This window comes from Bacteroides sp. AF29-11 (assembly GCF_003602895.1).
GTDB lineage: Bacteria > Bacteroidota > Bacteroidia > Bacteroidales > Bacteroidaceae > Bacteroides > Bacteroides uniformis.
The window spans coordinates 414,742-433,684 of sequence record NZ_QTLY01000004.1 but is presented as its reverse complement, the minus strand read 5'-3'; the positions used below and the strand labels follow the sequence as shown (position 1 = coordinate 433,684).

The 18,943-nt window shown below is 46.2% G+C and carries 13 protein-coding genes and 1 tRNA gene; 7 read left to right on the top strand and 7 right to left on the bottom strand.

Annotated elements, in window-relative coordinates; all coding sequences use genetic code 11:
* Positions 1-320: 320 nt before the first annotated feature.
* Positions 321-1,280, top strand: a complete 960-nt coding sequence (locus DWZ03_RS09245; protein WP_005833650.1) for a FimB/Mfa2 family fimbrial subunit — start codon at positions 321-323, stop codon at positions 1,278-1,280.
* Positions 1,281-1,290: 10 nt separating this feature from the next.
* Here the strand turns inward: DWZ03_RS09245 and DWZ03_RS09240 are convergent, their stop codons facing one another.
* The 3 genes from DWZ03_RS09240 to DWZ03_RS09230 all read right to left on the bottom strand — a co-directional run bounded on the left by DWZ03_RS09240 (position 1,291) and on the right by DWZ03_RS09230 (position 3,877).
* Positions 1,291-2,679, bottom strand: coding sequence for a PAS domain-containing protein (locus DWZ03_RS09240; RefSeq protein ID WP_005824402.1), 1,389 nt, complete (start codon positions 2,677-2,679; stop codon positions 1,291-1,293).
* Positions 2,680-2,908: 229 nt separating this feature from the next.
* Positions 2,909-3,718 carry a Fic family protein gene (locus DWZ03_RS09235; protein WP_034525383.1) on the bottom strand — a complete coding sequence of 270 codons (810 nt, stop codon included), beginning with the start codon at positions 3,716-3,718 and terminating at the stop codon, positions 2,909-2,911.
* A gap of 75 nt (positions 3,719-3,793) precedes the next feature.
* Positions 3,794-3,877, bottom strand: a tRNA-Leu gene (locus tag DWZ03_RS09230).
* A gap of 157 nt (positions 3,878-4,034) precedes the next feature.
* Between DWZ03_RS09230 and DWZ03_RS09225 the strand changes: the two genes are divergently transcribed.
* The gene (locus DWZ03_RS09225) at positions 4,035-5,120 is read left to right on the top strand and encodes a mannose-1-phosphate guanylyltransferase (RefSeq protein ID WP_120129696.1); all 1,086 of its coding nucleotides are present in this window, start codon (positions 4,035-4,037) and stop codon (positions 5,118-5,120) included.
* 100 nt (positions 5,121-5,220) lie between these two features.
* On the opposite strand, the gene DWZ03_RS09220 is transcribed toward DWZ03_RS09225, so the two are convergent.
* The 3 genes from DWZ03_RS09220 to DWZ03_RS09210 form a co-directional block, all read right to left on the bottom strand.
* Positions 5,221-5,613: an HIT family protein gene (locus tag DWZ03_RS09220; protein ID WP_005824396.1), complete on the bottom strand. Its 393-nt coding sequence runs from the start codon at positions 5,611-5,613 to the stop codon at positions 5,221-5,223.
* 49 nt (positions 5,614-5,662) lie between these two features.
* Complete coding sequence (greA, locus tag DWZ03_RS09215; protein ID WP_005824394.1) at positions 5,663-6,127, bottom strand: transcription elongation factor GreA; 465 nt, start codon at positions 6,125-6,127, stop codon at positions 5,663-5,665.
* Between the two features lie 190 nt (positions 6,128-6,317).
* Positions 6,318-7,469 (bottom strand): thioredoxin-like domain-containing protein, encoded by a 1,152-nt coding sequence (locus DWZ03_RS09210; protein ID WP_044468761.1) that lies wholly within the window; start codon positions 7,467-7,469, stop codon positions 6,318-6,320.
* 207 nt (positions 7,470-7,676) lie between these two features.
* Between DWZ03_RS09210 and pnp the strand changes: the two genes are divergently transcribed.
* The 5 genes from pnp (at position 7,677) to DWZ03_RS09185 (ending at position 16,725) form a co-directional block, all read left to right on the top strand.
* Positions 7,677-9,821, top strand: a complete 2,145-nt coding sequence (pnp, locus tag DWZ03_RS09205; RefSeq protein ID WP_005824386.1) for a polyribonucleotide nucleotidyltransferase — start codon at positions 7,677-7,679, stop codon at positions 9,819-9,821.
* A gap of 172 nt (positions 9,822-9,993) precedes the next feature.
* On the top strand, positions 9,994-10,566 hold the full coding sequence (locus DWZ03_RS09200) for an RNA polymerase sigma-70 factor (RefSeq protein ID WP_005833682.1): 573 nt from the start codon (positions 9,994-9,996) through the stop codon (positions 10,564-10,566).
* Between the two features lie 96 nt (positions 10,567-10,662).
* A complete protein-coding gene (locus tag DWZ03_RS09195) occupies positions 10,663-11,598 on the top strand; it encodes a FecR family protein (protein ID WP_005833683.1) in 936 nt (311 codons plus the stop codon).
* Positions 11,599-11,763: 165 nt separating this feature from the next.
* Entirely contained in the window at positions 11,764-15,111 is a 3,348-nt protein-coding gene (locus tag DWZ03_RS09190; protein ID WP_120129693.1) for a SusC/RagA family TonB-linked outer membrane protein, read from the top strand.
* A gap of 12 nt (positions 15,112-15,123) precedes the next feature.
* On the top strand, positions 15,124-16,725 hold the full coding sequence (locus DWZ03_RS09185) for a SusD/RagB family nutrient-binding outer membrane lipoprotein (RefSeq protein WP_120129690.1): 1,602 nt from the start codon (positions 15,124-15,126) through the stop codon (positions 16,723-16,725).
* Here DWZ03_RS09185 and DWZ03_RS09180 read toward each other — a convergent pair.
* Positions 16,722-18,926 carry a sodium-translocating pyrophosphatase gene (locus tag DWZ03_RS09180; protein ID WP_044468114.1) on the bottom strand — a complete coding sequence of 735 codons (2,205 nt, stop codon included), beginning with the start codon at positions 18,924-18,926 and terminating at the stop codon, positions 16,722-16,724. The two genes, DWZ03_RS09185 and DWZ03_RS09180, sit on opposite strands and share 4 nt — an antisense overlap.
* Positions 18,927-18,943 lie beyond the last annotated feature (17 nt).

Below are 18,943 nucleotides of genomic sequence, written 5' to 3'. Positions count from 1 at the left end.
AGATTCATTGTGTTCTTCAATTAATACCAAAGAACTCGGATGCAAATGTATGGAGGAACAAGAAAAGAATGTCGAGAAATTGTTACGAAGAGTATATGATTTCGTTAATCAAGGCTTCTAAAATGTTACTAAAAAAGGTATAATTTGTTTTCCGTCCCTTCTCTAAGCCTTTTGAAGAGGGGCTATTCTTCCCATTCCCCTCAATACCGGAATTGGTTTCACCTCACTTTTCCATCCCCAATATACTTTCTCCGGAGTACAAAGAACCATTTCTTTCTAAAAACGTTCTCAAGGAAGAACAACCTAAAGCTTAACAGATAATGAAAAAATTAGTAGTATTTGCAGTACTTGCCGCAATCGTGGCAAGCTGCGCCGATGACAATCCGCCCCAGATAGAAAAAAGCAGTGAGTTGGTATCACCACGACTTTTGATGGACGTGTCCACAGAAAGCGGACAAAGCCCGCTGACCGGCATACTGACCATCATGCCCTGCAAGGCGGGCACCTCTATTTATTATGGAAACTACATAAACCGGAAGCTGACACCTTTTTACGGTTACTACCAAGTTAAAGACGGAGCTTTCTATAACGATGGCGTCAATCGAGAGTTATCCTTACCCGCAGGTCTCTATAACATGATTTATTGGGGAACCCCTAAATACGAGGAGCCGATTTATGCACATCCTCTCATGAGGGACCCGGTCTACATCTTAGGCGAAGACATGTCCCGGCAACACTTCTCCCTATTCAAAATGGAAGCGGACACAACCTATTATCCGGTATTCGACCTGGTACACGCCGTCCAGCCTGCCAACATTGGAAGTGAGGACCTGAAAGCATCCCTCAAACGGGTAGTGACCGGACTGAAAGTAATCATCAAGGACAAGAACAACGGCATCCTCAGTTCGAGCATCGACAGCATGGTGGTGCGCATCACCAATATTGCTGGAGAACTGAATTTCTACACCGCCGCTCCTCAAGGAAGCCCACGCACAGTAGCCTTCCCTCTGGTCCGTTCCGTCGACGGTACACAAATGAGCAACGCCACCGTCATGCTCTTCCCTTCTTTCGGGAAACCGGAATTCCAGATGAGCATCATACTGAAAAATGGAAACGTGAAAAGTTTCAAGCAAACATTGAACGGACCTTTGGAAGCAAACTCCAAACTGACCCTGACCCTCACTCTGGGAGACATCTTTTCCGAAGAATCATCCGGAGAATTCACCCTTGACAACTGGAACGAGGAAAGCCAGACAATCGATGTCCCTTCATTGGATTGAGCTTGCAGCATCAAGGAAAGATAGAACGGTGCGCGTCCATCTTATAAAAAGGCAACGTGAACCAGAAAGTGGAGCCCTTGCTCAACTGTGACTCCACCCCTATCTCTCCTTTCAGTTCCTTCACAATGTTTTGCGAAATGGCCAGTCCCAGTCCGGTACCTTGCTTAAAGGAATCCAGCTTCACAAAGCGGTTAAAAATCCCCTGCGCATTCTCAGATGATATCCCCGTCCCGGTATCGGTGACATAAAAACGGATATAGCTATTTTCGGGCATTCCGTAACCAATGGTAATGCTACCGGCAGCAGTAAACTTCAGCGCATTACTGATGAAGTTATTGAATACCTGAGTAATTCTGCGCTGATCGGTATACAGCAGCAAACCGGGCAATGGCGTAACCGTGACCAGACGCACGTCTTTATTGGTCAGCCTGATACTTGTAGCCTGCTCTATCTCGGACACCATTTTATTGATATCCACGTTAGCATAGACATACTCCAATGTACCGGCTTCTATCTTCGACAAATCCAGAATGTCATTGATGAGCTGCAACAGCAGTTCATTATTCCGCTCTATAATATCGAGATACTCCACCCGTTCTTCCTCAGACACTTCCGTGGCCAAAATACTCGAAAAACCAACTATTGCATTGAGCGGAGTACGTATCTCATGACTCATATTGGCCAGGAAAGCCGATTTTATCCGGTTGGACTCCTCAGCCTCCTCTTTGGCCAGACGTAGCTTGCGCTCCATGATTTTCAAATCAGTAATGTCCCAAGCAGTATAAACAATCCACTTGCGACCATCAGAAAGCTTTATAAAATTATTGTTCTGGAAGGTAAACCGCTCCTCGTTCTTCTTGGTAAAAAAACGTCGTATACCTTCTTGTGGAATCCCCGTCTTGACCAACTCTTCATCCTCCTTCCTAATTAAAGCCGCAGCCTCTGGCATTGTTTCAAAATCCGTCTTGCCTATAGCCTCTCTGGCCGAACATTCAAAGAGTTCCTCTGCCTTTTTATTCCAAAAAGTATAGCGCATCCCATCATTCACATCCTTCACTTTTGCCGCAATGGGAAGATTATCAAGAATGCCTTCCAACAGTTGCAGATACCTCTCCCGGTCCCTTTCCCTCAATTTCTTCATCCGCCTCTGCATGAAGAAAAAGAAGAGGCACAGCACCAATGTACCTAAAAGAATGGAAATATAGACCATCTCTCTTTGAACAAACCCGTCGGGAATATCAAGCCTTTCCTGCAAGGTGAAAGCAGTATCGAAAAGTTCGGGGCTTTCAGCCATTTTGTCAGCCAATGCCGGATGAACAAAGATTATACAAAAAGAGAAGAATATCGTCAGTAACCGAATACTTCCGAGAGGTAAAAAAAGAGGAACATGTTTTGTCATAATTGGCAAACATTTAATAATTAAATAGTTAGATAAGATTCCAGCTACTGCAAATTTAGAAAAAAATAAATGCGAAAACAGTATCTACGAAATAAATTTGCATTTTACACCCATTATTTTGTATTTAATGCCGAGAAGAGAATATTTTGAGAATAACCCAATACAAAAGGATGATACAGCACAATCAGCTAATGCCTATATGAGCTTATCAGGAAGGAATCGTCGCTTTTCAAAACATGAGATTAAAACCTTTTTTACGTCCAGTATTGTATTTCTCAATCTCTGACGCAAATGATTTTTTCAGCTGCGCTGCCATAAAGTCCAAGAAAGGCTGACTGTTCTCATCTTCTTGCGACTGCCGCAAAGAAAGAATATAGTCGCCCCTATCTTCTTTAAAGATTTTCGTCGGAAAAAGATGATGGCAGAACTGGATATAGTTCATCAACAAACGAGCCGTTCTCCCATTGCCATCTACCCACGGATGAACGGTTACCAAATTGAGATGAGCATTGAAACTCAATTCATATCGTTCCCGAAATGTTTCCATATTCTTTTGCTTTTCTCTCAATATAGAACAAAGTTCTTCTACTTTAGCGGGAACTTTAGGATAGCTCATATAAGAACACCCGCCCACCCCAGCAGTAACGCCGCACAAACGAAATTCACCTTTAGAAGAATCAAAAGAACCGCCCATTACATTATATACACTCCCAGTAGTACGCATTAGAGCAGCATTCAATTTTTGTAAGAAAACAGGCGTAATTTCCGCATTTTGTGCACTTTCTTCTTTGGCGAGTTCGTATGCCTTCTTCAAATCCTCATTCATCAGATGATAGACCAACGGCTTTCCTTTGGCTGTTACCCCCTCATCAAAAAGCAACTGGGTATCCAATTCGGTAAGTGTAGAGCCCTCAATAGCAGTAGAATGGGTAATAAGCGAATAGAGGTAGTACTTTTCATAGTCTACCGACTGACTGATACCAAGCCTCACAAATTCTTGATTCAGTACTTCTATCTCTTGCCAGATATCTGTTCCCATGAGCAAAGGGCATAAAAGATAAGTATAAAAAGAAAGCGGGAAAAGCATTAAAACTTTCCCCGCTTCTTTATTTCGTACCCAGACCCGGGGTCGAACCGGGATGGAAGTGAATCCACTGGTGTTTGAGACCAGCGCGTCTACCGATTCCGCCATCTGGGCATGTTTGACTTCTCAAATGCGGTGCAAAGATACAGCTTTTTTCTAAACCTGCAATACTTTTCCTAAAAAAAGGCGAAAAAAACGATAAAACCTGCTTGAATCATTCCTTGTTTGTAAAATATGCAGTACATTAGCAGAAACTTTTAAAATCAATAGCATGGTAACCAATAAGGATAATTTCTGTGTAATTATGGGCGGAGGAATCGGCAGCCGTTTCTGGCCATTCAGCCGCAAGACACTTCCAAAACAGTTTCTGGATTTCTTCGGTACAGGACGTTCCTTGCTGCAGCAAACCTTCGACCGCTTCAAGCAGGTAATCCCCATGGAAAATATACTTATCGTAACAAATGACTTGTATGCCGACCTTGTAAAAGAACAGCTTCCCGAACTTAAACCCGAACAGATTCTACTGGAGCCGACACGCAGGAATACAGCCCCCTGCATTGCGTGGGCTTCCTATCATATCCGCGCCTTGAATCCGAACGCCAATATAGTGGTAGCTCCTTCGGACCACTTAATCCTGAAGGAAGGCGAATTTCTGGCAGCTATCGAAAAAGGGCTGGACTTCGTTTCCCAATCGGACAATCTGCTGACACTCGGCATCAAGCCCAACCGTCCGGAAACCGGATATGGCTATATACAAATAGTCGAAGCCGCCGGTGATAATTTCTACAAGGTAAAAACCTTCACTGAAAAGCCCGAACTGGAACTGGCAAAAGTATTCGTGGAAAGTGGAGAATTCTATTGGAACTCTGGTCTGTTCATGTGGAACGTAAATACCATCATCAAGGCAAACGAAGCCCTGCTGCCCGAGCTGACTTCCAAACTGGCCCCCGGCAAAGATGTGTATGGAACAGTCCAAGAGAAACAATTCATTGATGAGAACTTCCCTGCTTGCCCCAATGTCTCCATAGACTTCGGCATCATGGAAAAGGCAGACAATGTATATGTGTCATTAGGCGATTTCGGCTGGTCTGATTTAGGAACCTGGGGGTCTTTGTATGATTTGTCTCCCAAAGATGAAGCAGGCAATGTAGCCTTAAAATGTAAATCCCTCATCTATAATAGCAAAGACAATATCGTGGTGCTGCCCGACAACAAACTTGCAGTTATCGACGGTTTGGAAGGTTATCTCATAGCCGAGTCGGACAATGTATTACTGATTTGCAAGAAAGATGAAGAACATACCATCCGCAAATATGTGAATGATGCCCAGATAAAACTGGGAGAGGAATACATTTAAATTAAAAATTAAAGGATAGGTGCCGAAGGCAAAAAAATAGCGGGAGCTGGATGAAGTCCAACTCCCGCTTCCGTTTATTTAGGGGAGGAAAATAAACCGATTAAAGCACTGCACGGATAGCTTCTGCCACAGCCTTGAATTCTTCGTCCGTCAGTTTCAGTTTGGGATTGGAGAAAAGCATATCTTTTTCGTTCTGCATAGGAATCAAATGTATGTGCGCATGAGGCACTTCCAGCCCCAATACCGCTTCTCCTACCTTTCTACACGGAAAGGCCTTGCCGATGGCAAGTGCCACTCTCTTGGCGAAAACATGCATCGCCGCCAAATCCTCATCGTTCAAATCGAAGATATAATCCACTTCCTGCTTGGGAATGACCAATGTATGACCTTTTACCAACGGATTGATGTCAAGGAACGCAAAGAATCTGTCATCCTCCGCCACCTTGTAGCAAGGTATTTCACCTGCGATAATTCTACTGAATATTGTTGCCATAGCTATAAATTATAAAATAAGGCAAGCCCGTATGCGGACCTGCCTTCCTTTAAAAGGATATGTTCACTACTTCCAGGTTAATCATGCCCTGCGGAACTTTAATTTCTGCGATGTCACCTACTTTCTTGCCAAGCAGACCTTGTGCAATCGGAGTATTGACGGAAATCTTTCCTTCCTTCAGATTGGCTTCACTTTCGGAAACGATAGTATAAACCATCTTCATGCCATTCTTCACGTTCTTAAGCTCTACCTTATTGAGAATCTGTACAGAATCGGTTTTCAACTTCGACTCATCAATAATCTTAGCGTCGGCAATGGTCAGCTTCAAGTTGTTAATTTTCATCTCAAGCATACCTTGAGCTTCCTTGGCAGCGTCATACTCTGCATTTTCCGACAAATCACCTTTGTCACGCGCTTCGGCAATGGCAGCCGATATTTTGGGACGTTCCACCGTCTCCAGGTGTTTCAATTCGGCCATCAATTTCTTGTAGCCGTCTTCTGACATATAAGCCATACTTTTTCCTCCTTAAATGTTATGTTAGTTTTTAATGGTACTATAAACAAAAAAGAATTCCAACATGGTCAGCATGCTGGAACCCTCTTTCCGATTTTCCTTTGCAAAGATAGCCTTTTATACAATGCGTGTCAAGCATAAAAGGCTGCTTTGTAACATATTTAAACGAAAACTTCTTATTTATAACATGTTACAGCAATGCTTTCACTGCCGCCTCCAGGTCTTTAATGCTCTCTCCACGGGCACTCAACTCATTGTTCTTGTTGACCAGGAACACAGAAGGCACATTCTTCACATTATAAGAAGCCGCTATAGACGAATAAATTCCATTGCCGTCGCGCACACAAATCCAAGGTAGATTGTCGGCAGTTGTTTTCCAATAGTGCTCGTCTGCATCCAGAGAAACCTGATAGATTTCCAATCCCTGGGCGGCATACTTGTCGTACAAGTCGCGCAACATATAATTATGTGTAGCAGAAACGGCACTCTGATAAACAGTGAAGTCCACAATAACAGCCTTGCCCTTCAGTTCGCTCAACTTACGTGTATTGCCCTTCATGTCACGCAGGTTAATGTCGATGATGCCGGTTTCGGAAATTGCCTCTTCGGGGATTTCCACCACCTTCTGCTGCGGAGTACGGGTATTCTTCATTCCCTTTATCACAATATTGTAGAGGTTCTTGGAGCGGTCGGCATCCGGATAATAATTGTTTAGGCTGGTTGCCACGGCTGCAAAACACTTAATGTCTTCCTTATTGTTCAGAGGGTCGAAAATCAAATAATTATTCAACTTCTGGAACAAGGCGAAATAGGCAGCAGCCGTATTGGGAGCGGCAAAAATATAGCTGATTTTCACTTCATCCTTATAGTTCTTCAATAAAGAGGCAAGACTGTCCTCAAAAACATCGGCACCTATCTTATGTGCCTGCACCGACTGCAGCAATGCATTCACATTATCCTGAAGCTTCATCAGCTTCAGCGTCAAGTCCTTTATCTTCGAGCTATTCGGAGAACCTTCCACTGTATAGGCAGTGGCGAAATCGGTATAAGGTGCCTTTACCAAAACCGTTTCCGTCGAATCTACCGAGAAATTAATAACCTTGTCGTCTACCCGCAGACGGTAAAATTCCGGAGACACCGGACGTACCTGCTTGAAGTGGAAAGAGCCATCCCCTTCCAGTTTTACAGAATCCAAAGGAACAATACCTTCCAATGCCGAGGCTTCCAAATAAAGCATCTTGCCGTCGGCACCAGACACTTCACCCTCTACTTTGAATTTCGGTTCGGAATTACATGCACCCAATGCTATTGCAGCAAGTGCCATAAAAAAGATTTTCTTCATATCGTATCTTCAGTTTTGTTTTGCAAACGTGCCTGCAAATATACTTCTTTTCAAGTTCAGTCAAAGCATTTTCCCTCGTTCTTCCATATAGAAAACTGCAAAAAACAACTAAATACAAACTTTTTATCTCATTCCCACCATTTTACATGAATAAATTATGTATCTTTGCACGAATTTTGAAAGAAAATTAGATATAAAACATTTTTTATGATTAACCCAATTGTTAAGACGATCGAGCTTCCTGATGGCAGAACCATCACGCTCGAAACGGGAAAGCTGGCAAAACAGGCAGACGGTTCTGTAATGCTTCGTATGGGCAACACCATGCTTTTAGCTACTGTTTGTGCCGCCAAGGACGCAGTTCCCGGAACAGATTTCATGCCATTACAGGTAGAGTACAAAGAAAAATTCTCCGCATTCGGACGTTTCCCCGGCGGTTTCACAAAGCGCGAAGGACGCGCTTCTGACTACGAAATCCTCACTTGCCGCCTCGTTGACCGTGCTCTCCGCCCCTTATTCCCTGATAATTTCCATGCAGAGGTATACGTAAACATCATTCTTTTCTCAGCAGACGGCGTAGATATGCCCGACGCTCTGGCCGGACTCGCAGCTTCTGCCGCACTTGCAGTTTCAGATATCCCCTTCAACGGACCTATTTCCGAAGTACGCGTAGCACGCATCAACGGACAATTCGTCATCAACCCTACCTTCGAACAACTAGAACAAGCCGATATGGACTTGATGGTGGGCGCCACTTATGAAAACATCATGATGGTGGAAGGCGAAATGGACGAGGTTTCCGAGCAGGACTTGCTGGAAGCGATGAAGGCCGCACACGAAGCCATTAAGATTCAGTGCAAGGCACAGATGGAACTGGCAGAAGAAGTAGGCTCTACCGTGAAACGCGAATATTGCCACGAAGTGAACGACGAAGAACTCCGTAAGGCCGTTCACGACGCTTGCTACGACAAGGCTTATGCCATTGCCGCTTCCGGAAACAAGAACAAGCACGAACGCATGGATGCTTTCGATGCCATCCGCGAAGAATTCAAGGCACAGTTCTCCGAAGAAGAACTGGAAGAAAAGGCAGCCCTCATCGACCGTTACTATCACGATGTGGAAAAAGAGGCGATGCGCCGTTCCATTCTGGACGAAGGCAAGCGCCTTGACGGACGTAAGACGACCGAAATCCGTCCTATCTGGTGTGAGACCAGCTACCTGCCCGGCCCTCACGGTTCCGCTATCTTTACACGTGGCGAAACACAGTCTTTGTCTACTGTGACTTTAGGCACCAAGTTGGACGAGAAGATTATCGACGACGTATTGGAACACGGAAAAGAACGTTTCCTTCTGCACTACAACTTCCCTCCGTTCTCTACGGGCGAAGCCAAGGCACAGCGCGGTGTAGGCCGTCGTGAAATCGGCCACGGCCATCTGGCATGGCGTGCATTGAAGGGTCAGATTCCTGCAAACTATCCGTATGTAGTACGCGTGGTATCCGATATCCTCGAATCAAACGGTTCTTCTTCCATGGCTACCGTATGTGCCGGAACTCTGGCATTGATGGATGCAGGTGTGAAAATCAAGAAACCGGTATCAGGTATCGCCATGGGATTGATTAAGAATGCAGGCGAAGACAAATATGCCGTATTGTCCGATATCCTCGGTGATGAGGACCACTTGGGCGACATGGACTTCAAGGTGACCGGAACAAAAGACGGTATCACCGCCACTCAGATGGACATCAAAGTGGACGGTCTGTCATACGAAATCCTCGAAAAGGCATTGCTGCAGGCTAAAGAAGGCCGCGAATATATCTTGGGCAAAATCACCGAGTGCATTGCCGAGCCTCGCGAAGACCTGAAACCTCACGCTCCGCGTATCGAGACAATGACCATTCCCAAGGAATTCATCGGTGCTGTCATCGGCCCTGGTGGAAAGATTATCCAAGGTATGCAGGAAGAAACCGGTGCTACCATTACTATTGAAGAAGTGGACAACATCGGTAGAATCGAAATCGCCGGTACCAACAAGAAGAGCATCGATGATGCTATGCGTATCATCAAAGGGATTGTAGCTGTCCCCGAAGTAGGCGAAGTCTACAAAGGCAAGGTACGCTCCATTATGCCTTACGGTGCATTCGTTGAATTCCTGCCGGGTAAGGACGGCTTGCTCCATATCTCCGAAATCGACTGGAAACGTCTGGAAACAGTAGAAGAAGCCGGTATCAAGGAAGGTGATGAAATTGACGTAAAACTTCTCGACATCGACCCGAAGACCGGAAAATTTAAGCTGTCACGCAAAGTATTGCTTCCGAGACCGGAAAGACAAGAAAGACCGGAAAAGAAATAAGAAATCTCTTATTCTTTAAGTATATAAAGCCTGGTGGAACCCCATCAGGCTTTCTTTTTGTCAATACTGCCAGAAATGGCTCTGAAAAAACAAGGCATAATGCTTGCATATTCCAAAAAGATTATGTTTTTTTGCTATGTAAAGCCTTATATTCCATAAAGAACCTCAATTAATGTCCGGTTTAAGGAGCCTACATACTATGAATCTTTTCTCACGCTTTTTCCAGGAAAACCAAGAAAAGTTTTTGGCTTTTGCTTATTCTTATCTCAGGGATAAAGCAGAAGCGGAAGACGTTGTGATGGAATCCATGATTGCCTTATGGGAAAACCGAGACCGCTGGGAAGAAAACAGTAACCTGCATGCCCTGCTGCTGACCATCATAAAGAACAAAGCCCTGCACGTACTCGAGCACAAGCAGGTGCGTCTGCGAGCGGAAGAAACCATCAGCAGCCACAACCTGCGCGAACTGGACTTACGCATCTCCACCTTGAAAGCCTGCGAACCGGACCAGATATTCAACACGGAAATACAGCATATCGTAAATAAGACCTTACAGGAAATGCCCGAGCAAAGCCGGAAGATATTCATGTTGAGCCGATACCAGAACCTGGCAAACAAGCAGATTGCCGATAGTCTGGACATATCACTTAAAACCGTAGAGGCACACATCACCAAAGTGCTGCGGATTCTCCGGCTGAGACTGAAAGATTATCTTGTTACCATACTCATAATATTAATATCCTAAAAAATGCTTCTACGGAATAGGGTTACCGCCCACTTTCCGGTTATATATACAAAAGGTAAAAAGAGCACGTTTTAGAAAAGAAATAAATTATTGACAATGAACCAAGAGCTATTATATAAATATTTCAAAGGTATTACTTCCGTTGAAGAAGAAAAGATGATACTCGACTGGATAGACGCCTCGGATGAAAACCGGAACATCTTCCTGAAAGAGCGCATGATATACGACATTTCCTTGTTCTCGGACAAGCAGGGAAACAATGAAAAGAAAACGGTGCGCATCATGCCGATGCTCCGCTGGGCGGCCCGTATAGCCGCCGTCACCATTGTCGCCATTGCCGGTTATTTCATCACCTCCGACTTTTTATATAACAAGGAGGTGCAGTTGCAAACAGTCACTGTGCCTGCCGGACAACGGGCCCAAATTACCCTCGCCGATGGAACACGCGTATGGCTGAACTCCAAGTCCACCATGAAATATGCCGCCAACTTCGGACGCAACGAACGAAATGTGGAGTTGGACGGAGAGGCCTACTTTGAAGTAGCCAAAAACAAGAATATCCCATTCTATGTACATACAGAAACGAACAAGGTAAAAGTTGTAGGAACGAGTTTCAACGTCTGTGCCTACAGTGGGAGCCATGAGTTCGGAACCACATTGGTGGAAGGTATCGTCGATATCTATCCGGCCAACAGCAGCCAGATAATCACCAGGTTGCAGAAAGACGAGGTATTTCTCAATGAAAACGGAAAATGTAGAAAGGCCGTCCTTCCTTCCTATGAATATCTACGCTGGAAAGAGGGACTATACTGTTTTGACGACGCTCCATTCAGCGGTATCCTCGGTAGACTGGAGAAATACTATAATGTAAAGATAACCGTTGCCAGTCCTCAACTGCTGAACTACGGCAGCTTTACCGGCAAGTTCAGAGAGCAGGACGGCATCGAACATATACTGCGGACCATCTCGAAAGACCATCCTTTCAAGTTCCGCATCAACGAAGAAAAGGATTCAATTGTTATATATGAGTAAGAAAAAAAGATCGGAAAGTACCCCCATACTTTCCGATCCGAAACAGTCAAAAATCGACCTTAATCAATTTATTAACTTAACACAGTGACAAAGATATGAGAAAAATTTTGTTGATGAGGCTTTTTTATCTAAAAAAATTAGATTTTAAGCAATTATTGCAAACCTATGAAAATCACATTATTCCTTCTCCTGCTTGTTATATTTCAGGTGTACAGCGGGAACTGCTACTCTCAGAATGCCAGGGTCAGCATTCAAAATGCCCAGCTGAGGGTAGGGCAAGTTCTCGAGCAAATTGAATCGCAAACAGAATACTTATTTGTATATAACAAACAGAACGTCGATGTACGCCGTACCGTCGACATCAATGCAAGCAACCAAACTGTTTCCGAAGTACTTGACCAAATGTTCAAAGGGACAGACATCAAGTATGTGATGGAAGGCAAAAACATCGTTTTAACCAAAAACAGCAGGAGTGCTGAGGATAAGACAGACACTCTGCAGGAAATGGCTACTGTAAGAGGAAAGGTGACGGACTCCAAAGGCGAACCGATTATCGGTGCCAACATTCTTGAAAAAGGGACCGCCAATGGTGTTATCACCAATACCGAAGGAGAATTTAGTATGAATATCCCTCCTTATGCCACTATTGTCGTATCCTACATCAGTTATGAACCGCAAACCATTGCCCTGAACGGTAGAAATAATCTCCACATCCGGATGGAAGAAAAGAACCTCGCCCTGGAGCAAGTAGTGGTAACCGCCATGGGTATCCAGAAGAAAATGTCCTCATTGACCTATTCTACCCAACAGATAAGCAGCAATGAGCTGACCCGTGCCAAAGAGCCGAACATGATTAATACACTGGCAGGAAAGACGGCCGGAGTACAAATCAATAAAACCGCCAATTTAGGAGGTTCTGCCAAAGTCGTCATTCGCGGTGCACGCTCTGCATTTGCCAGCGGCAACAACCAGCCCTTGTACGTAATTGACGGTGTTCCTATGCTGAACAGCTCAACAGAATCCACCTCCACCGTAATCGGCGGTAACTACGATGGATTGAACCGTGATGCCGGTGACGGGATTTCCAACTTGAATCCGGACGACATAGAAAGCATCAACATCCTGAAAGGTTCTTCTGCCGCCGCGCTTTATGGTTCGCAGGCAGCTAATGGCGTCATTCTGATCACCACTAAAAAGGGAAAGGCCGGACTGCAGCGCGTTACATTCTCCTCCAACCTGACCGTAAGTCACGCCATCAGTACCCCCGAATTCCAAAATACATACGGCCGGAACGAAGATGGCGGTACGGCAAGCTGGGGTACAAAAGGCAATGTAACGGACTATGACAATATAGGCGAGTTCTTCAGCAATGGCATCACCACTTTCAATTCGCTGGCTATCACTACCGGAAATGAAAAGGTACAAACTTATTTCTCATACGCCAACACCACGGCTAAAGGAATTGTGGACAATAACAAACTACAGAAGAATAACCTGAACCTACACGAAACGGCCAGCCTCTTCAACAACAAGCTGAAACTGGACGGCATTGCAACACTAATGACCCAAACCGTCAAGAACTCCCCTGCTACCGGCGGCTATTATCTGAATCCGCTGGTCAGCTTGTACAGTTTCCCACGTGGCGTAGACATGAGCACTTACAGAGAAAACTTTGAAACGTGGAATGCCGACCGCAATATGATGACACAAAACTGGATTGAAAAGAATGGAGATGGTACCGTCAGTGAATGGGGACAGAATCCCTACTGGCTGAAAAACCGCGTGCTCAGTGGCTACAAGCGTTATCGCGCTGTGGCATCGGCCAGAGCCAATCTGCACATTACGGACTACTTCAGCCTGCAGGTACGGGGTAATGTGGATTATATCAGTGATAAATTCGACAATAAGATGTATGCCACTACAGCTCCCAACATCGCCGGCAAATACGAGGACAAGGAAAACGGACGTTACATCTGGTCGGACAGCCAGGAAATCCAAGTCTACGGTGACGCAATGGTCTTGTTCAACAAGGAATTTGATGACTTTTCCCTCAATACGGCACTGGGAGCCAGCATCAACATGAGTAAAGTCAATTCACTGACGATAGACTCAAGGCTTGCTTCCCTCTACAAACCGAATGTATTTACCGTCCCCAATGTAGTGATGGACTCCAAAGCAGCCGTAAACCAGAGCATCGACAGCAAACGCACGCTCCAATCAGTATTTGCCACCATGCAGTGGGGCTGGAAAGGACTACTATACTTGGACATTACCGCACGTAACGACTGGTCATCCACATTAGCCCACACAGACAGCAAGAATACCGGATTCTTCTATCCCTCCATAGGAGCTACCTGGATTCTTAACAAAACCTGCTCCCTGCCCAAATGGATAAGTTTTGCAAAAGTGCGCGCTTCATGGGCGGAAGTCGGTAATGACCTCCCGATAGGAATCACCAATCCGGTAGACATCATCATGGTAGGCGGCAGTATCAATGTAAATACCGTAGAACAGCGCGGTGACCTGAAACCGGAAATCAGCAGCTCCATCGAATTCGGTACAGAATGGCGCTTCTTCCATCACCGCTTCGGAATAGACTTCACTTGGTATCAGACCAATACCAAGAACCAGTTGTTGAGAATGGACAATCCTACGGGCTCCACCTATAAATACCGGTATGTCAATGCCGGAAAAATACGTAACCAGGGTTTTGAACTGACGGTAGACGCCACTCCGCTACTATACAGAAACTTTTCGTGGAAGAGTCTCATCAACATGTCCGCCAACAAGAACAAAGTAGTGACCCTGCATCCTGACTATCCAGAATTTTCCTACTACGAAGAAGGTTTCAACGCAGGCTATCAGATGCGCGTCAAAGAAGGAGGCAGCCTGGGGGATATTTATGGAAATGCTTTCCGCCGTAACGAGGATGGCAGCATCATGGTTGATGAAACCAGCAAAAGGCCTTTGGGAAATACCGGAAACAAGGATTTGCTTGGGAATGCCAATCCTGACTTCACGATGGGATGGAGCAACACACTTACCTACAAGGACCTGGAGCTCTATTTCCTGATAGATTTCCGCTTTGGCGGCGAAGTCATGTCACTGACACAGTCTGAGTTGGATGCCAACGGCGTGACCAAAGTCACCGAAGATGCCCGCACCCGGGGATATGTAGAATACCAGGGACAGAAGTTCAACGACCCGAGAGCATTTTACAGCGCAGTAGGCGGCAGAAATGCCATCTCCGAATATTATATGTACGACGCAACCTGCATCAGACTCCGTGAAGTATCACTGAGCTATTCTTTCCCGAAAACGATACTGGAAAACAGTAGATTCATAAAGGGAATCGACGTATCATTGGCAGCGCGCAACTTGTGTTTCTTAAAGAAGGAAGCACCGTTCGACCCCGATGCAGTAATGTCCGTAGGCAACAACAATCAAGGAGTAGACGTGTTTGGCATGCCTACTACCCGGAATATCGGCTTTAACCTAAGATTAACCTTTTAAAATGAATACCTTATGAAAAACAAGTGCATCATATTCCTTTTCTGCCATAGCATATTGCTGCTTGCAGCTTGCACCGGCGGTTTTGAGAACGACAACGAAATCAAGGGAGGTTTCTCGGACGACAAAAAGGAAATAGATTTCCAGAACCTAACTGCTCCATTCGAACCCATACAGTCGGGCATCTACTTCAATATAGGTTCTGTAGGCTTAAATTGGGTATGGCAGATGACACAATCCCTGAACCATGACATGTTCTCCGGCTACTTCATGGACCCTATTCCTAAATTCATGAAATCCAACGCCTGCTACAACCTGAACTCAGGCTGGACCAATGCCGCATGGCAATGTACTTACGGATATGTCTACACGGAGGTGCAGAAGGCAGAAAAGAACTTTTATGGCAATGACAACTTGAAAGGCTACCTCGGCATTACCGAAATTTTGAAAGTGGAACTGATGCACCGCATTACCGATACATACGGTCCGCTGGTCTACCATCAACTGGGTGAGACACCCCGGGTTTACGGACAGCAAGAAGCCTATACACGCTTCTTTGCAGACCTGGACGAAGGGCAGCAATTGATAAGGGAATACCTGGACGAGGGCGGTGACAACAACAAATTCAAAGAGTATGATATGCTGACCAACGGCAAGACCTTGAAGGAGTGGTTAAAGTTTGCCAACTCACTACGTTTGCGCCTTGCCATGCGCATCTCCAATGTGGATGCAACACTTGCCAAAGACCAAGCAACCAAAGCACTGAATGACAATCAAGGTGTACTGGAAGGTGCAAGGGAAACCATCGCTGTAATGGGCAAGAACTATATCAATCCTTTGTGTGCCGTTGCCGGTTGGGGTGAAGTCTACATGAATGCCTCGATGGAATCCATTGTCAACGGTTATGAGGACCCGCGTGGCAAGAAATGGTATAACACCGCCCTTCTCGAAGGTTATCAAAAACAGTTGTTAGGCATTCCCATCGGCTTACCCATGAAAGACGGTGACGCCAACATTTACAGTTCTTGCTCTTCCCTCAACACAAGTACCATCGGCGAAAAGACCGGAGCCGTATTGATGAGTGCGGCGGAAGTCTGGCTGCTCAGGGCCGAAGCAGCCCTCCGCGGCTATACCAAAGAGAATCCCCGCACATGCTATGAATACGGGGTAAGTACTTCATTTACACAGTGGGACTGTGCCGGTGCTTCCGAATATCTGGAAAGCGACAAAACCCCTGCCGATTATAAAGATGTAGTCTCAGGCGGCAAGGTAGGCAAGGACATGAAAGCCTTGATTACCATATCCCCCAAATGGGAAGAAGATGCAGACATAGAGACGAAACTCGAAAAGATTATTACCCAGAAGTGGCTGGCATGCTGGCCCGAAAGTTATGAGGCATGGGCTGAGCAACGCCGTACCGGATACCCCAAACTTTTCAAGGTCCAAAACAACACCGGAAAAGTGATTGATACGGATATCATGATCCGCCGCCTTCCGTTCTCGACGGACGCCGCCACTGCCGACCCGGCACAATACGCCACCCTCACGGAAAAACTGGGTGGCGCAGATAACGGCGCCACCCGCCTTTGGTGGGATACGGGGAAAAACTCTTTTTAGAACAGACTCCACGCAACCGTAAGCCCTGCCATCACAATGGCTACCATGCTCATCAGCTTGATTAGGATATTCAAGCTCGGACCGGATGTGTCCTTGAACGGGTCTCCTACGGTGTCACCCACGACTGTAGCCTTGTGGACTTCACTGCCTTTGCCGCCAAAGTTACCTTCTTCCACATACTTTTTGGCATTATCCCATGCACCACCGGCATTTGCCATAAAGATGGCAAGCACGAAACCACTGCTCAATCCGCCAATCAGCAGGCCGAGCACACCGGGAACACCGAAAATAAGTCCCGTAGCAATCGGAACAATGATAGCTATCAGTGACGGAACCACCATCTCGCGTTGCGCCCCTTTCGTCGAGATTGCCACACAACGCTCATAATCAGGTTCCGTCTCTCCCGTAAGGATTCCCTTAATTTCGCGGAACTGGCGGCGCACTTCGTCTACCATATGGGCCGCTGCACGCCCTACCGCATTCATCGTCAATCCACAGAAAAGAAATGCCATCATCGAGCCCAGAAACATACCGGAAAGAACTTTCGGATTCATCAGCGTCACATCGTAGTGATGCATAAAGTCGAAGAAAGTGGCATCTTGAAGAGCCACGGCATCGCCATGAGGAAGCGACAGTTCGGTAGTCCCGAGGCGGGTCAGCCCGATACGGATTTCCTCGACATAAGAGGCCAGCAAAGCCAATCCCGTCAAAGCGGCAGAACCGATGGCAAAGCCTTTGCCCGTAGCGGCTGTAGTATTGCCCAAGGAGTCAAGCGCATCGGTACGCTTACGCACCTCTTCACCCAGACCGGACATTTCCGCATTGCCACCCGCGTTGTCAGCTATCGGTCCGTAAGCATCTGTAGCAAGCGTGATGCCCAATGTAGAAAGCATACCTACTGCGGCAATGCCAATACCATAGAGCCCCAGACCCACATTAGAGAAGTCGAAGCCCGAAGCAAAGAGATAAGAAGCAATGATACCTATCACCACGGCAATCACCGGAATAGCCGTAGAAAGCATTCCCAAGCCTATACCGGAAATTATGACTGTCGCCGGACCGGTCTTTCCGCTTTCACTCAGCTTTTGGGTAGGACGGTAGGATTGGGAAGTATAGTACTCCGTAGACCGCCCGATGATGATACCTACTATCAAACCCACTATCACGGAGCAGGAAATCCACAGCCAGTTGTCCAACTTCAGCAACCACAGGATAAAGAAAGTGGCGACAACTATCAAAATAGAGCTGAGATTAGTACCGAAAGCCAGTGAGTTCAGCAAGTCCTTCATCTTCGCATTCTCTTTGGTACGCACGGAGAAGATACCGATAATGGAAAGCAATATTCCGACGGCTGCAATCAGCATCGGAGCGATTACGGCCTTGAACTGCATCAGCGTATCACCCGAGTGGATAAAAGCCGCAGCACCGAGGGCAGCCGTAGCAAGGATAGAACCGCAATAACTTTCGTACAAATCAGCCCCCATACCTGCCACGTCGCCTACATTGTCGCCTACATTATCCGCAATCGTGGCAGGATTACGCGGGTCGTCTTCGGGAATACCGGCTTCCACCTTTCCCACAAGGTCGGCACCTACATCGGCAGCTTTTGTATAGATACCGCCACCTACGCGTGCAAACAATGCCTGCGTGGAAGCGCCCATACCGAAAGTCAGCATGGTAGTGGTAATGATGCAGAGTTTATGGGTGGGAGTCATTACATCTTCCGGAATTACAGCATTCAGCAACAGATACCAGAAAGATATATCAAGCAAGCCAAGGCCAACCACTACCAGTCCCATCACCGCACCGCTACGGAAAGCCACGCGTAGTCCGGCATTCAGCGATGTGCGTGCCGCATTGGCAGTGCGAGCCGATGCGTAGGTGGCCGTCTTCATACCCAAAAAGCCGGAAAGTCCGGAAAAGAATCCTCCGGTAAGGAAAGCAATCGGCACCCAGGAGTTCTGCACTCCGAAACCGTATGCCATAATGGAGAAAAGGATAACCAGCCCCAGAAATACCCAGCCCACAATCTTGTATTGTTGACGAAGGTAAGACATAGCACCTTTGCGCACAGCAGCGGCAATCTTAATCATCTGAGGCGTACCCTCACTCTCTTTCATCATCTGACGATGGAAATACCAGGCAAAACAAAGTGCCATAATAGAAGCGGCTGGAACCAGCCAGAATAGGATTTGGTCCATAGCATTTATTCGTATTA

Excerpts from the sequence above, each read along its gene's own strand:
- DWZ03_RS09245 (WP_005833650.1), top strand. The coding sequence starts at position 321 with ATGAAAAAATTAGTAGTATTTGCAGTACTTGCCGCAATCGTGGCAAGC.
- DWZ03_RS09240 (WP_005824402.1), bottom strand. The coding sequence starts at position 2,679 with ATGACAAAACATGTTCCTCTTTTTTTACCTCTCGGAAGTATTCGGTTA.
- DWZ03_RS09235 (WP_034525383.1), bottom strand. The coding sequence starts at position 3,718 with ATGGGAACAGATATCTGGCAAGAGATAGAAGTACTGAATCAAGAATTT.
- DWZ03_RS09225 (WP_120129696.1), top strand. The coding sequence starts at position 4,035 with ATGGTAACCAATAAGGATAATTTCTGTGTAATTATGGGCGGAGGAATC.
- DWZ03_RS09220 (WP_005824396.1), bottom strand. The coding sequence starts at position 5,613 with ATGGCAACAATATTCAGTAGAATTATCGCAGGTGAAATACCTTGCTAC.
- greA (WP_005824394.1), bottom strand. The coding sequence starts at position 6,127 with ATGGCTTATATGTCAGAAGACGGCTACAAGAAATTGATGGCCGAATTG.
- DWZ03_RS09210 (WP_044468761.1), bottom strand. The coding sequence starts at position 7,469 with ATGAAGAAAATCTTTTTTATGGCACTTGCTGCAATAGCATTGGGTGCA.
- pnp (WP_005824386.1), top strand. The coding sequence starts at position 7,677 with ATGATTAACCCAATTGTTAAGACGATCGAGCTTCCTGATGGCAGAACC.
- DWZ03_RS09200 (WP_005833682.1), top strand. The coding sequence starts at position 9,994 with ATGTCCGGTTTAAGGAGCCTACATACTATGAATCTTTTCTCACGCTTT.
- DWZ03_RS09195 (WP_005833683.1), top strand. The coding sequence starts at position 10,663 with ATGAACCAAGAGCTATTATATAAATATTTCAAAGGTATTACTTCCGTT.
- DWZ03_RS09190 (WP_120129693.1), top strand. The coding sequence starts at position 11,764 with ATGAAAATCACATTATTCCTTCTCCTGCTTGTTATATTTCAGGTGTAC.
- DWZ03_RS09185 (WP_120129690.1), top strand. The coding sequence starts at position 15,124 with ATGAAAAACAAGTGCATCATATTCCTTTTCTGCCATAGCATATTGCTG.
- DWZ03_RS09180 (WP_044468114.1), bottom strand. The coding sequence starts at position 18,926 with ATGGACCAAATCCTATTCTGGCTGGTTCCAGCCGCTTCTATTATGGCA.